This window comes from Sphingobacterium sp. UBA3519, assembly GCF_002377215.1.
Taxonomy (GTDB): domain Bacteria; phylum Bacteroidota; class Bacteroidia; order Sphingobacteriales; family Sphingobacteriaceae; genus Sphingobacterium; species Sphingobacterium multivorum.
Window position 1 is genome coordinate 128,620 of sequence record NZ_DFPI01000025.1, and the last position, 14,125, is coordinate 142,744.

Genomic DNA, 14,125 nt, shown 5'->3' on the forward strand with positions numbered 1-14,125 from the left:
TGCTACAAAGTTACTTCGGTTGACAATTTGATCTGGATTCCATACTTCTCCTTTAAAGCCTCAAACTGCTGTAAAGTCTGCGCTTCAAATCCAGCGATGGGCGACATACAGTCGATCAATAAGGTGATTCGTGACGTAATCGCTCGATCTTGTTCAAAATATTCCAAAATCTGCACGGTTGATGCTAAAACACAATGACTGGAAGCTTCACCGGCGATGTATATCGCATCGTAATCGCGAATTGCATCGAGCACAGCATGATTTACGAATTTATTATCGTCATATTCCGCTTTGATAATACCGTACATTTCCGTATTTGGATCTTGCCCCTTATAAACCAATATCGGTTTGACCTGACGCGCTGCACTGTGAAAATAAAGCATATTGGTAAATTGACTCTCCAGCTGCGCCCCCGAAGTCCCTTCCAGACAATGGTATGGCCAGATACACAATTGTTTTTTTCCCTCAGCTTCCAAATGCTGGAGATAATCCAGCGCTAAGGCCGTATGGTCATTCGCAGCACGCCAGATACCATCGCAGACATCGGCATGGCGAATAATGGTGAATGGCTCCGGATGATTTCCCGCACTGTCAAGCCACCAATCGGCATGGAAAATCTGCCTTATCGAGTGGCAATCGAGACTACACATGACTTGCGTTAAGGCCTCAATATTACGGTACATCCACTGCGTCAGACGTTGTACATCGGCCTTTGAACCGTTGACGGCAAGACTACCGATGGATTCCATAAAATCATTTTGGACATCGATCGCCAATAGCAAGGTTCGTTTTTTATCCAAGGCTGCTGGCTGTATATTTTCTTCCTGTGCCAACATCAACATGTTTGGAATATTATCCTTTTTGCCGCTGGCAATCTGTTGGACATCTACAATCTGATCAAATTGTGTTTTTATGTTATTCAGTTTCATAACATCTATATTTATTTCAACGCAGCCTTCATTTCGCAGAACGATGAAGCCATTAAAGCCTTCTTCCAGTGAAAAATCATCTTCACTATAGTACTTTTTTGTCCCTTGTTGCCTGTTATGAAGTGCTTGCGTCGACTTCTCGAACCATTTAAAATTAACCTTTGAATATAGGCACCGCTGCAAACTTGTGGGCAGATTGTTGTATACGTTTACGAATAATTTCGTCTATAACCGGATCGCCCGATGTACCTTTTAAAATAAACCCATCGATTTGCGCATAGGTCATACCCAATTCCTCTTCATCGGTCTGCCCCTCCCAAAGACCAGCAGATGGACTTTTATACTGAATAGATTCGGGCACCCCCAAATATTTGGCTAAGGTATATACTTCCTGTTTGGTAACCATTGCCAGCGGGTTCAGATCATAGGCACCATCGCCCCACTTCGTAAAATAACCTACAGTAGCTTCGGCCATATTCCCCGTACCAATAACAAATCTACTACCCAATTGTGCTAATTGATACAAATACGTCATACGAACACGTGGACGAATATTAGCAAGGCTCAAAGCGCGGTTAGTGGCGGTAGCTTCTGCGAAAAACTTTTCTTGATGAATGGCCAACGCATCCACCGCGGGTTGAATGTCAAATACATGAAATGGAAAATCAAATTTCTGAATAAGCTCCATGGCATGTTGATGGCTTTTACTTTTGTTCATATCACTGCCATACGGCATCAACACCAAGTGGACATCCACCTGTGCCAGCCGGCATAGGCAAGCGACAACACTGCAGTCTATTCCACCACTCATACCCAATACAAGTCCTTTGCGGTCGGCCGATTTCACCTGTTGGGCAATCCAGGATGCCATCAATTGTGCATACTGTGCAACGTTTTCATCCTGGATGAAAAACGGTTTGTTTACGCTATTTTCCATATACTCGAATTGTTTCAGTTCTTAATCTATTCCTTATTTCTTCAAAACGCGTTGTGCGTATAAATTCGCCATTCAGATAACATGTTTCCAGCAGATTTCGTTCACCCAGATCGGCGACCGTTTGCGGTGTAAGATCGTCTATCAAACGAAAATCGTCATTTTCAAAGACCACAGCGACCATCCCCTTTTGCGACTTTTTAAAGTTGCCAGTATCTGTAGCGGGACGTTTCTGTATCGCTTTAAACTCACCATTGACAATCTCAGCCGTCCCTTTTAACGCAAAGCCAAAGGTATCCCGTGTCACATACTGATAGGTATACGAACCTATGCCCAATATGGTATTCGTCGAGGCAAAACCCTTATCCAGCAAACCTTGACAGATCTTATCCGCTCGATCGACTGTAATGGAATCACCGTACACTACGCCAATATGGGGATCCAGCTCCTTAAAGCCTTTGCTGTTGGTCGTACCACCAAAAAGTTCAAACAAACGTTCGACGATACCTTTCTGCACAGTACTGCGATCAGATGCAGCATCGCCACAGATAATCTTCACAGGATCGCCACTATCGGGACGAATAACAACCTTCCCCTCCCTAGCCATAATAAGATCTTTCAATTGCGGCAATACATTGTCAACTACATTCCAGAGGTCGTAGGTATCCGATACGATGGAGATATTTCCACTTGGATACACCGTTGTGATTAAATGTCGAAATGCTTCTACCTCGTCCTCTCCGTACGAACACATTACACTGTGCTCCGTCGATGGGGTGTACATCATTACATCACTTTTTGCATGATAGTAGGATTTCAGATACTCCCGAACAGACAATGTAGCAGAGACACCGAAGCTCAACAGATGTCCCCCAGCCGTACGATAAGCCGTTTCAGGGGAACCCATACCACGCATGGAAAAATCTCCGGCCTGCGTAAAGACTTTATTGACGTCGCCCGTTCTCTCGGCAAACCCCGTCAATAACCTTTTATAGCGATCTGCGATTGTCGCTGCAGTCATCGGTGACCAGATAAAAGCCGATAATTGTGTTTCCAGGTAACCCGGAAGCCAGAAAAAATCGGGATGTGTATTTTCAATCGTAAACATTGGTACGCCGACAGGAACCAAGCTTCCTTCCTGCAACGCATTTACCTTGATTGGAAGATACCCCAGCCGATGTAAGTCGCGAATATGTTTCGAATCATGCGTCGCCGCAAACTTCGCGTTTGTATTTTCAAAAACAGTTGCAATTGCCTCTTCGTAAGCCGCCACGACCTCTTCTTCCGGTTGAGCAAAAAAGTTTGCATCAAATGAATTGGTGATTTCGGCCAAGGCTCCCTGTAATCCAAAAAATACAACATGACTAATACCTTCTATGCGAGACATGCGTGGCGTCCAAGTCTCATAAACCCATTCCGTATGTGTTGGATATTGATCCTTATGACACAATTTATAACCATCTGTCCAAAGTATTGGATTCTTGCTCATTGATTTAAACATAACTTTCAGTCGTTAAGTTGATATAATTTATTTTTGGGTGCTCGGTATCCATCATGGAATTGGTGGTAAAGACACTGGTTATTGGTGAATCATCATCCAACAGGGTCCCTTTAAAAATTCGGGCTTCACAATGTGTGACCAAAAGATAAACTGCACTGGCTCCCATTTCTTTCAATATTTTCCCGGCCCAAAGAAATGTGCCACCTGCAGAACAGAGGTCATCGACAATAATACATTTTGCGCCAAGCGGAATATCTCCAGCCTTAAGTTCCATCCCTTCTATCCGGCCTGTTTGTGGATTTCGCTTTTTCTCAAAAACACAGCTATTTTCATAGCCGCTGTTGATGTAACGTGCCGCCGCTCCTTTATCCGGGAAAACAATCCGATCATTGTCCGAAAAATCAAGCTTTTCCATCAACTGTGGCAACCAGTCCAATGCCGGATAAACCCCAACACTGTTCACTAAAAGTTCCAGGGTAACGTGGGAATGCGGTTCGACCACAAACACCTGATCAAATTGCAAACTGTTGATAAACTCCGCCACATAGTTCAATGTGAATAAATCACCTTCTATTTTGCGATCCATACGGCTATAGGGCATATAATGGATCAATAACCGACAAGTTTCAGCTTCGGTTTCATCCAACCGCTTCTTGACAAAAAGCAAGCGGATTAAGTCTCCATCTTCTTGATATGTAAATTCGACAAGGTTGTCTTTTAAGATCAACTGATCAAAATCTTTCACTTTTGTTTCCCCGTTTGGAAATTGTTCTGTGACTACCTGTTGCTTATTTAATACGATCATAGCTTTTAATTTTACTTTGTACTATTGAGTATTTTTTACTCAACAAATATGAGGATTAAATTTAAGCGCGCAAAATATATTGAGTACTTTTTACTCATAAAATCACAAAAACACCATAAAACACTATCAATCAATCAAATAATTTAGAGAAAATTAGTTTACTTAAAATTCATCCCCCATTTCTAACTATTGGTCCTAAAGCTGATCTCCTGATTCACCTATATTAAACCAAGCATACCTATACCAAGTCGTATCTCATAACAATTTTTAGTCACTATTTAGACAGTGATCATTCATTAATTATACAGTCCACACTGAGTCATCACTGAACAAGCACTGAACAAACAATGTTAAAAGGTAGAATTTGATAGCTCGCTCATCCCCGTTTGGCTACACGGCATCCCGCTCTCCGTTTGATTGACGGGCAGAAAGAAAAATACGTGCGACAAGACAGAAAAATGCGATGGAAATATGGACTGCACAGGTCCTATAGGAGATGCTCAGGTGATAAAAAACTGCTGAGCGACAGTCTCCATAAAAATTAGCTGATTATAGGGATTGAAATTTTGCGATAAAACAAGATCTTTGTCTATACCAAAGTCAAAAAATTCTTTGTCAGCAAATTTGTGAGCCGGCGGGGGACTTTAGATTACTTTAAGCATAAAGCATGGAAATAGCCAATCTTATCAAACAGGATATTGAGTCAATCTTACAGATTGAATCTCAAGACATCAAACAGTTGGTCGAGGACTATCGCGAAGACTTAATGGATTCGGAAACCTATGACGCCATTGATGCGTACAATATGCTCTATTCGAATATTTATGAAATGTCCGAGGAAGAATACCTCGATGCTTTTCGCACGTTGGGAGAGGCCTATCCGAACTTTGGCAAGGCCGATGAAAATGACGTCCAAAAATCAATCGCTGAATTGGAACGATTAAAACATGCCTTTAATGAACTACAACTCCATACTACAGAAGGCAAACAGCTGCTCGCACTACAATTAGCCGTTTTGGAACTAGATATTCAGGTCTATCGAAAGCTTACCTTGTCGCCGACTACAATGGAGATACAAGCTGAAATCAATTTATTGGAATCCGAATCGTTTGGGTTAACCAATCAGATCAATCAGTTTTTAGAGCTATACCACGATTAGTCATGCGATCATTTTATACCATAAATCGCTTAGGGTTAAAAATAGGTCTTTGCATGCTTTGCTTACTAGCCGGTCTGGCAACATCGTTATTTGCCTACCAAAACAAGATCGTTTTTCAGTCACAGCAGCAGCCGGGGAGCAGAATACCCTTTTACATCACAGAGCAAGGAACACTTTGTTATAATTTGCATGCAGACAAGTTGGGCGTATACGCCATACAGATCAATCTCAACAGGCTCTTTCCCACCGCAACGACAGCGCATCTTCGTTCAAAACATTATGAATTATCAGACAGTACAATAACAATAATCAACTATGCTGAACCAGCTATCTTTATCAACTATAGGATTGCTAACAACACCTTTGTAATAGCCAAATCCTCCAATTGGCTCGCGGACTATCAACCCGAATTTCAATTTATCGCTTTGGACAGCCTCAGACACATGGAGAATTTATTCGACACGAACGATCTGAGCGGCCTCATGCAACTGGAGGTAGCCAAGCTCCCTTTTGAAAATATACTTTTATTTTTTAGTCAGCTGCATGGATTTTCCACAGTAGAGGAATTTAGCAGCAATGCCATTCATCGGATTTTAGAAAAGGGACAGTACGCTATCGCCAAACAGTTTCACCATTTATTTCTAGCTAAAAACAGACAATTCAATGATTTCGAAATCCTGAAGATAGCAATAGAAAAAAACGACATGGATTTTATCCGTAAAACTTGTTTAAATAGCCTGAACCGACTGGGTATTGATGAAATTAAAGCTGATTATAGCTTTACACAATGCACATTACTTGGAAAAGCTATCTTAATAAAAAACAAAATAATCGTAGATTATCTTTTGCAGAACGGTGCAAACACGGAGAAAGTATACCAATATGAATCCGACGTATTATCTGCTTTTCAACTTGCCGAAAGGACCAAGTCAAAGAAAATCATGAAACTATTTCAATAAGTCATCAATAAAACAATGAAAAAGACATTTATATACCTGCTATCGCTGATTAGCTTGATGTTAGTCACACTGATCTTTGCTGAGCCAATACATGCTCAACCAAAAAAAGTGGCCCCCAAACACGCAAAAGATAATGCGAAATTGCCCCCACTCAAAGATGGTGATATGATCTTTCAGTCTTCCATTTCACCGCAATGTAAAGCGATCCAATTAGCGACGCGTTCTCCGTATTCCCATTGTGGGATTATTTTTTATGAGAACGGTAATCCTTATGTACTGGAAGCCGTACAGCCCGTAACTGTAACTAAGTTAGAACACTGGATTGCGCGAGGGGAAAAGCAGCATTACGCGGTCAAGCGCCTCAAAAATGCAGATCAGGTACTGACCAATTCGACGCTGGCCAAAATGAAATCAATCGGCAAAAATTTTCTCGGAAAAAATTACGATGCTACATTCGAATGGTCGGACGATAAAATATATTGTTCGGAATTGATCTGGAAAATATACCAACGTGGAGCAGGCATCGAAGTTGGGAAGCTGGAAAAGCTGAAAGATTTTGACCTAAGCAGCCCCGAAGTAAAAACCAAATTGAAAGAGCGTTACGGCAACAGCGTCCCGCTAAATGAAACGGTCATATCACCAGCTTCGATTTTTAATAGTGCGTTATTGATCACGATTGCGAATACGTATTAAGCATACCTACATAGTTTTTTATTTTTGAAGCAGAACCGTCTTGCCGCCGTTTAATTTACTTTCTTCGGCGGCGTCTATAAAGGCGCATATTGCCAGGGTTTCCTTTTCGTCAACCGGACTTACACCCGTTTCGAAAAATGGAAGGATCTTATCCAACAAGGGACCGTATCCCATAAATTGCCCCAAATGGACAATCTGATCTTTCAAAAAAACCGTTCCACCAAAATCATCCTTCCCCTCACGAATGCCCCGAAGTGAGGCAATTCTTCCATCCGCCCAGTTCCCAACATAAAACGAGGTACCCTGTTCCTGAACAGTCTTTACCGAAAGACACCCCGATCCCATCAACGCAAATAACATTTCAACGCCATGAATGCCGTACCAATATAAATCCTTATGTGAAGGTTCCGTTACTGCCGGACAATAGATATCTGCTCCGATAACCTTAGTCCTATCCAATTCCTGAAGACCGGTAATATAACGCAAGGAGCTTGACGAAAAAATAGGGCAACCATACTTTCTTGCAGCTTCAAAAATTTTGAAAGCGTCCGCATAGGAATTCGCTATTGGTTTGTCAATAAATAAAGGTTTCTTTGCTTTAATCACTTGAAGTGCCTGTTCCAAATGGAGATTTCCATCATTTGTCTCCAAAAGTACATAATCTACTTTCTTCAATAGTTCGGCAATACTTGATACGATCGAAACCCCGAGCTGTTGCACTTCCGCTGTAATTTTCGGAATACGCTTGATACTTAAAGGGATCGTTTTGCTTCCATAGGGGTAAGCCGCAACCACCCTGAATTTTCCATAGGGATGATTGCTGGCAGCCGTATTAATCGCTCTTGTAAAAGCAGCAGCGTGCGTAATATCCAGTCCAATGATCCCTATTTTTTTTACCTTCTCTTGCCTCGAGGACAGCTTGTTATTCGCATTAACGGCATAGGATAGTCCAAATGCAAAAGAGGACATCAAGAATTTCTTTCTATTCATTTGATTCATTCAAAAGAGAAATAGCTGCATTGACCAAAACAGCCATGGATGTTTCGAAAGCCTTTTCATCCAGATTGAACTGTGGATTATGAAGGCCATATTGCGTGGTGGAATCGTCGTTATTTGTCCCAATCAACATGAACAACGCCGGATAACGATAAGAATAATAAGCAAAATCCTCGGCCGCCATCCAGATTTCGAGATCTTGTGGCACACTATTCCCCATCGTTTCCGCAATAATTGTTTTGACTTTTTGCGTTAATGCGGGATCGTTATAAAGTGCGGGGTAACCATGCCGGACTTCAACTTCCACCTTTGCACCCAGCGATACGGGAAGCGTTGCCGCTATTTCAGCAACCATTTCCAGCGCCTCCTTGCGCCATACCTCATCCATGGTACGAAATGTTCCGGCTAATTTGACTTCCTCGGGAATAACATTGGCAGCACCATCCCCAATGAAACGACCAAAGGTCAATACAGACGGCACATCGGGGTTGGCTTTCCGGCTGACAACTTGCTGTAAGGTGGTGAGTAACTGCGCGCCGATCATAATGGAATCAACAGCCCGATGTGGCTCCGCGGCATGGCCACCACGTCCCTTAATGGTGAAATAGAATTCGTCGCTCGAGGCCATAAAGCGGCCCGAACGTAAACCGACTTTTCCTACAGAAACACGGGGACTTACATGTAACCCCAGCACAGCTTTAATCGTTCCACCAAAAGATTCCAGCATACCGGATTCCAAAACCTGAATCGCTCCGCCCGGAATCTTTTCCTCAGCAGGCTGAAATAGTAGTATAATTTTACCAGAAAACTCCGTTTTATAATCATTTAATATGGACGCCGCCCCCAAGAGATTAGCCGTATGAAAATCATGGCCACAAGCATGCATGACACCGCTATTCCTCGATTTATAGTCCACATCATTTTGCTCATGTATCGGCAAAGCATCAATATCAGCCCGTAATACCACAATATCATCGCTCGCCGATTTTTGTCCGGTCAGTACAGCCACAACACCTGTCTGAGCGACAAGCTCGAATGGTATACCCAGTTCGCGAAGTTGTTGCTGAATATAGGCACTTGTCTCGTATTCTTGAAAAGACAATTCAGGATGCTGATGGATATGTCGGCGCATTGCAACGATTTTTGGAAAAACAGTCGCTATCTTGGCATTTAATTCTTTCAATATTGGGTCGATCATCTGGATAAGTTTTAAGAGTATAACAGGTCAACAAGTTAAGCTAAAAATAACGTACATAAAAATAAAGCACCAACACCGTTATAATAATCCACCATAAGGTCGGATTCCGAAAACCACGGTAAGCGGCTTTATCCTGATCCGGTACCTGAAAAGAATCGCCCGTCAACACCAGATTTTTTAATCTTGCTTCGGCGACCGCTGGTGTCAACAAACTGACCACAGCACAAGCAAGCATACAAGTCCAGAATACAATGCCTGTTCTATTAAAAAACGGCATTTCAGGTAAGGTGTATTCCAAAAGTAAAGAAAGGGGAATTGTCAGTAAACCTGCTGTTAAAGCACCCTGCGATGTGGTTCTTTTCCAAAATACCCCCATTAAAAACATTGTTGCGATGCCTGGCGTGAAAAGACCATACAGATTCATCAAATAAAGGAAAACCGGCTTATCCGAATAACTGATCAGTACAACCGCACTCATGATCCCGAGTACGATAATAGCAACGCCGGCGCGCTTACCAAAACGGACCGCTTCGTAGTCGCTTGCATTTTTATTAATATACTGGCTATAGATATCCACGGTCAGAATTGTTGTACAGGAATTGATCGCTCCTGAAATGTGGGACATGATCGCCGAAATTAATCCTGCCATCACCAACCCTACCAGACCTTTGGGCAGTAAGGTTTCCACGAGTGTTGCAAACAGCAAATCGGGCTGATCGAGATGAGGTAGGAATTTTGGAGCCACCAATGCCGGAATAGTAATAATCAATGGAACCAAAAATTTAAGATAGTCACCAAAGATAACTCCCATACGCCCATGCCATTCATTTTTTGCCGCTAATACGCGCTGCACAATAAACTGGTTTGTCGCACAATAAAACACACTGATACACAACAATCCGCCTAAGTACATGGTCCAGGGAAAATCAGGATCAGAAGCAGGATAAAACATTTTCCAATCTTTCGATGAGTCTATGACCGACTGAAATCCCCCTGCTGCATCAATGGTGGCAAAAGTTAGTACAATTCCCCCCAACACCAAAATGACAAGCTGCACCATCTCTGTCCATATCACCGCTTTTAGCCCACCTAATACGGTATATAAACCGGTCAGAATTGCCATTCCAAAAATGCTGTATAAAATAGGAATGCCGAATAAAGCGTGCAGCGACAGACCGCCCAAATAAAGAACTGCCCCAATCTCCACAAACACATAAGTAAACAAGATCAAAATTGCATAAAGTACACGGGTAGCGTTGCCGTATCTCTTTTCGAGGTATTCAGGTATCGTATAGAAACCGTTGCGGATATAAAAGGGAAGAAATATCCACAATAATGCATTAAAACCGATTAGAATCGCGCCCCACTCCAGGGTAATGGCTACAAAACCACGACTATAAGCGGCGCCCATAGCGCCAACGAGATGATGACTGCTGATATTTGCTGCGATGATACTACCCCCGATCATCCACCAGGGCAGCTTATCGCCCGCAAGAAAATAGTCCCGCTTCGAGGCGGAGTTTTTTTTCGAAGCGTATAAGCCCAATACCACTATACCAATAATATACACGGCAAAAATAATGACGTCAATCCAATCGAGTTTCATCGGTCAATAATGTTTGAATTCCTAATTTAGTTTGTTCAATAAGTATTTCAAGACCGCCGCTGGCATAGGGGCTTTGCCACACGGCATAAATATCCTTATCATAAAGCTCTTTCGGTGCAAGGTACCCCACATACCCATTCGCGATATTGATAAAAACGATCGTATGATCTGGAAATTCGGCTCTTACTTCGATTTGATAACAGGAATAAGCTTCGTTGGCCTGCGCCACCAACACAGCATCTCCCATTTTCCAGATCCACACCGGAATAACAGCATCCTCTTGATCGCCGATGGATTTGCGGGTATTATATTTTCGCCAAAGGCGATCTTTCATAACACGGTCCGTACAGCCTTCGTATTCACTCAAAATTGCTTCGGGACTCGGTAGCTTTTTGTAAGGTACTTTGATCGATAATACCCTTTGCTTAAAATCGGTTGAAGCGCGCTGTTCCCGAAATCCCCAACAGGCCAGTGGCGCCCCCGAGATCAAAGATTCCTTAAAAATCCAATTTTTATGACTACGCTGTTCCTGGGCCAGCGTCGCGAGCACCGCATAGCCCAACTGCTTCCCGTTGGCTTCAACCAGTGCCGGATCTTTTACATACTGTCTCCGCGGAGCCAAATCACCGGATGCACCCTGTAAAAAAAGACAAGGCACGGATAAAGAGCGCTCTACTGTATTCCGCATCTCGCCAACAAAATCGGGCGAGAGCAAATCATTCTCGTGGGCAAAGCTGGTTGGGTGGCAGGCATAATTACAAATAACTGCTTTTAAGCTTTCAGTTTCATCATACAACCGCCCGACCAACAAGGTTGTATCCGCTTCTTTCAATGGATTGTAGCCAATCAGATAATGATCATCGACTTTCAGATCGCGGTTGCTGGCCAAATCGCATACACCATAATTCCAGGTTAGGCTGCCGTTAAACAGCCCACTTAGTGCCGTTTCGATGCAATATATCGCCTGTTGTTTGAGGAATTCAAGGTAGGGCGAAATCAGTTCACCTCCAGGTTGTGCTGCATCTGTCGAACAGATGCTTGGCCCGGCATGGGTATGCGACAGCGCAAAAATCAGCTGCGATTCAGCCAGATTAAAATGACTGAGCAGTGCTAATCGCAAATTTTGTTCATCAGCTGCATTTTTCCACCAGCCCAAATCGGCGGTTAGCAGAATTGCGGGCAAGCCATCGCAGGATTGCATAGCTAAACAATGCATCAACAGAGGTTGGTGAACAGCGGTTGCCTGGTCAAATGCAGCTGCACCCCAATTACGGGAATAGATGCCGACCGGTGGAGTAATATCACACTGGCTAAGTCCAAATCGTGCGTACAAGCTACCGGTCGTTTCTTTCAAGAGGTCTTTCTGTTTCATACATTAGGGTCTAATCAAGGACAGTCCACCATCCATCACAATTGCGGTACCAGTCATATGTTTACAATTGTCCGAACAGATCCAAAGTACCTGTTTTGCAACCTCTTCAGCTTCTATAATCTGACCAAGTGGCACCACAGCCTTTGCTTTCATTTGAAGTTCGGCATTTGATGACCAGACCACTTTGCTCAAGCCCGCATTGACATAGCCTGGTGCAATCTCGTTGACACGAATTCCGTATGCTGCATATTCAAGAGCCATGGCCTGGCAAAGCATACGCAGGCCAGCCTTAGAGACACTATATGCCGGTAAATTTTGATGTACGGCGTGTGCCGCCCAGCTGCCCATAAAAACGATCGAACCTGCGATCTCATTCTCCACAAATGACTTTGCACAGGCATTCGCCAAGAAGAATGAACCGTCGAGATTAACGGCCATTTCATTCTTCCATTCCGCATTGCTTAACGTGCTGAAATCTTTAATCGTAACGCATGCTGCATTCGCGATACAGATGGAAATTGCCCCCAGCTCCTGTCTTATCCGTGTCACCCAGGCGTCCACCTGCCCGGCATCCGCTACATCGACCTGATCATAAAATAGACGCGCTCCAGGGGCATCCAACAAGGGCCATCGCTCGCTAGCCACCTGTGGTTCAAACCGATCCGAGATGCATACAATGGCCTGCTGGGTCAAAAATGCTTCAGCCATAGCCCTTCCGATATCGCCAAGTCCCCCACTGATCAAGACGACCTTATTCTTATATTCCTCCATTATCGCTATTTTTAGACTACCAATCCCCTACACTACCGTCTTTATAAAAGGTTCGCTGCAATATTTCCTGTTGAAAAGGGTGTTTCTTTACCTCTTCTTCATTGATTTCAATACCCAAACCGGCGCGCTTATTCGGAAGGACAATCCGCCCTTTCTCTTGAACCGTAAACCCTTCGGTAACGACGTCCTGACGCCATTCGACGTCCTTATGCACACTTTCACAAATAATATAAGATGGTGTTGCAAATCCCAGCTCAATGGAAGCAGCCGTACTCACGGGGCCCTGTGGATTATGTGGTGCCATAGATACACGGTAAGCATCGGCCAAAGCTCCAATTTTACGCGCTTCAGTCAGACCGCCACAATGTGTAATATCAGGCTGTATAACACTTACGGCGCGCTTTTCGAGCATATCCCGAAAGGCATGCACTCCGATCAAACGTTCGCCTGAAGCAATAGGTGTCGTCACCGCCCGTTGAATCAAAGCAATATCTTCCATGGTCTCTGGCCAGCATGGCTCTTCAAAGAAATACAGGCCATAGGGCTCCAAGGCTTTCGCAAATTGCATCCCCATACGTGGGCTTGGCCGCGCGTGGCAATCCACCATAATATCAATATCGTCGCCGACAGCATCACGCATGGCCTTCACACAAGCTTCAGCATATTTAATGGGACGAAGACCTTCCAACGACATCGTCTCTGGAACAGCCATCGATTTAAAAGCAGTAAAACCCTCCTCAACAGCTTTTAGCGCCAGATCCCCAAATCGCTTGGCATCGTCCGGAGCAGTCTCATAAAAATCCTCCATGCGACCTCCACCTAAATGACAATACAAACGGATATAGTCACGTACACGACCTCCCCACAGCTCATGACAAGGGACATTGTGAATTTTACCTAAGATATCCCATAAGGCGATATCGATACCACTGATGGCCGTACCGCGAACGATACCGTTTCCATGCCAGAAATGTTGTCTATACATCATCTGCCACAGGTATTCAATACGACGCGGATCTTCGCCGATCAACAATTGAGAAATATCCTTGATAGCTCCGACCACACTTTGCGTATGCCATTCCAATGTGGCTTCGCCCCATCCCCAAAGCCCGGGCTGGTCGGTCATAATTTTGACAAAAATCCAATTTCGCATGCGCGCATGGCATACAAAGGTTTCAATAGCGGTTATTTTCATAGTTAGG

At 43.7% G+C, this 14,125-nt stretch carries 13 protein-coding genes; 3 read left to right on the forward strand and 10 right to left on the reverse strand.

Annotation, left to right across the window (positions count from 1 at the left end; genetic code table 11):
* Positions 1 to 2 precede the first annotated feature (2 nt).
* The 4 genes from B3297_RS15840 to B3297_RS15855 all read right to left on the reverse strand — a co-directional run bounded on the left by B3297_RS15840 (position 3) and on the right by B3297_RS15855 (position 4,169).
* The gene (locus B3297_RS15840) at positions 3 to 929 is read right to left on the reverse strand and encodes a hypothetical protein (RefSeq protein WP_286769752.1); all 927 of its coding nucleotides are present in this window, start codon (positions 927 to 929) and stop codon (positions 3 to 5) included.
* Positions 930 to 1,083: 154 nt separating this feature from the next.
* Positions 1,084 to 1,866, reverse strand: a complete 783-nt coding sequence (gene nadE / locus B3297_RS15845; RefSeq protein ID WP_286769753.1) for an NAD(+) synthase — start codon at positions 1,864 to 1,866, stop codon at positions 1,084 to 1,086.
* Positions 1,856 to 3,352: a nicotinate phosphoribosyltransferase gene (locus B3297_RS15850; RefSeq protein WP_201649465.1), complete on the reverse strand. Its 1,497-nt coding sequence runs from the start codon at positions 3,350 to 3,352 to the stop codon at positions 1,856 to 1,858. Before B3297_RS15850 ends, nadE begins: the two co-directional genes overlap by 11 nt.
* Positions 3,353 to 3,356: 4 nt before the next feature.
* A complete protein-coding gene (locus tag B3297_RS15855; protein ID WP_115048038.1) occupies positions 3,357 to 4,169 on the reverse strand; it encodes a ribose-phosphate pyrophosphokinase in 813 nt (270 codons plus the stop codon).
* Positions 4,170 to 4,836: 667 nt separating this feature from the next.
* Here B3297_RS15855 and B3297_RS15860 point away from each other — a divergent pair.
* From B3297_RS15860 to B3297_RS15870, 3 genes are read left to right on the forward strand one after another with little or no spacing between them, the layout of a single operon-like run.
* Entirely contained in the window at positions 4,837 to 5,328 is a 492-nt protein-coding gene (locus tag B3297_RS15860) for a hypothetical protein (protein WP_112374175.1), read from the forward strand.
* A 53-nt stretch (positions 5,329 to 5,381) separates the two neighbouring features.
* Positions 5,382 to 6,287 (forward strand): hypothetical protein, encoded by a 906-nt coding sequence (locus B3297_RS15865; RefSeq protein WP_286779126.1) that lies wholly within the window; start codon positions 5,382 to 5,384, stop codon positions 6,285 to 6,287.
* Positions 6,288 to 6,302: 15 nt separating this feature from the next.
* Positions 6,303 to 6,980 (forward strand): YiiX family permuted papain-like enzyme, encoded by a 678-nt coding sequence (locus B3297_RS15870; protein ID WP_070569578.1) that lies wholly within the window; start codon positions 6,303 to 6,305, stop codon positions 6,978 to 6,980.
* Positions 6,981 to 6,998: 18 nt separating this feature from the next.
* Here the strand turns inward: B3297_RS15870 and B3297_RS15875 are convergent, their stop codons facing one another.
* Genes B3297_RS15875 through dgoD form a run of 6 tightly spaced genes read right to left on the reverse strand, consistent with a single transcriptional unit; the run spans position 6,999 to position 14,118 of the window.
* A complete protein-coding gene (locus B3297_RS15875) occupies positions 6,999 to 7,970 on the reverse strand; it encodes a Gfo/Idh/MocA family protein (RefSeq protein WP_286779127.1) in 972 nt (323 codons plus the stop codon).
* Positions 7,963 to 9,174, reverse strand: coding sequence for a M20 metallopeptidase family protein (locus B3297_RS15880; RefSeq protein ID WP_286769756.1), 1,212 nt, complete (start codon positions 9,172 to 9,174; stop codon positions 7,963 to 7,965). The genes B3297_RS15875 and B3297_RS15880 overlap by 8 nt, the downstream gene beginning before the upstream one ends.
* Positions 9,175 to 9,214: 40 nt before the next feature.
* Complete coding sequence (locus tag B3297_RS15885) at positions 9,215 to 10,780, reverse strand: SLC5 family protein (protein ID WP_286754380.1); 1,566 nt, start codon at positions 10,778 to 10,780, stop codon at positions 9,215 to 9,217.
* The gene (locus B3297_RS15890; protein ID WP_286769757.1) at positions 10,761 to 12,152 is read right to left on the reverse strand and encodes a hypothetical protein; all 1,392 of its coding nucleotides are present in this window, start codon (positions 12,150 to 12,152) and stop codon (positions 10,761 to 10,763) included. The genes B3297_RS15885 and B3297_RS15890 overlap by 20 nt, the downstream gene beginning before the upstream one ends.
* Positions 12,153 to 12,155: 3 nt before the next feature.
* On the reverse strand, positions 12,156 to 12,923 hold the full coding sequence (locus B3297_RS15895; RefSeq protein ID WP_286754378.1) for an SDR family NAD(P)-dependent oxidoreductase: 768 nt from the start codon (positions 12,921 to 12,923) through the stop codon (positions 12,156 to 12,158).
* Positions 12,924 to 12,939: 16 nt separating this feature from the next.
* Positions 12,940 to 14,118: a galactonate dehydratase gene (gene dgoD, locus B3297_RS15900; protein ID WP_286769758.1), complete on the reverse strand. Its 1,179-nt coding sequence runs from the start codon at positions 14,116 to 14,118 to the stop codon at positions 12,940 to 12,942.
* Positions 14,119 to 14,125 lie beyond the last annotated feature (7 nt).

Excerpts from the sequence above, each read along its gene's own strand:
- B3297_RS15840 (WP_286769752.1), bottom strand. The coding sequence starts at position 929 with ATGAAACTGAATAACATAAAAACACAATTTGATCAGATTGTAGATGTC.
- nadE (WP_286769753.1), bottom strand. The coding sequence starts at position 1,866 with ATGGAAAATAGCGTAAACAAACCGTTTTTCATCCAGGATGAAAACGTT.
- B3297_RS15850 (WP_201649465.1), bottom strand. The coding sequence starts at position 3,352 with ATGAGCAAGAATCCAATACTTTGGACAGATGGTTATAAATTGTGTCAT.
- B3297_RS15855 (WP_115048038.1), bottom strand. The coding sequence starts at position 4,169 with ATGATCGTATTAAATAAGCAACAGGTAGTCACAGAACAATTTCCAAAC.
- B3297_RS15860 (WP_112374175.1), top strand. The coding sequence starts at position 4,837 with ATGGAAATAGCCAATCTTATCAAACAGGATATTGAGTCAATCTTACAG.
- B3297_RS15865 (WP_286779126.1), top strand. The coding sequence starts at position 5,382 with ATGCTTTGCTTACTAGCCGGTCTGGCAACATCGTTATTTGCCTACCAA.
- B3297_RS15870 (WP_070569578.1), top strand. The coding sequence starts at position 6,303 with ATGAAAAAGACATTTATATACCTGCTATCGCTGATTAGCTTGATGTTA.
- B3297_RS15875 (WP_286779127.1), bottom strand. The coding sequence starts at position 7,970 with ATGAATAGAAAGAAATTCTTGATGTCCTCTTTTGCATTTGGACTATCC.
- B3297_RS15880 (WP_286769756.1), bottom strand. The coding sequence starts at position 9,174 with ATGATCGACCCAATATTGAAAGAATTAAATGCCAAGATAGCGACTGTT.
- B3297_RS15885 (WP_286754380.1), bottom strand. The coding sequence starts at position 10,780 with ATGAAACTCGATTGGATTGACGTCATTATTTTTGCCGTGTATATTATT.
- B3297_RS15890 (WP_286769757.1), bottom strand. The coding sequence starts at position 12,152 with ATGAAACAGAAAGACCTCTTGAAAGAAACGACCGGTAGCTTGTACGCA.
- B3297_RS15895 (WP_286754378.1), bottom strand. The coding sequence starts at position 12,923 with ATGGAGGAATATAAGAATAAGGTCGTCTTGATCAGTGGGGGACTTGGC.
- dgoD (WP_286769758.1), bottom strand. The coding sequence starts at position 14,118 with ATGAAAATAACCGCTATTGAAACCTTTGTATGCCATGCGCGCATGCGA.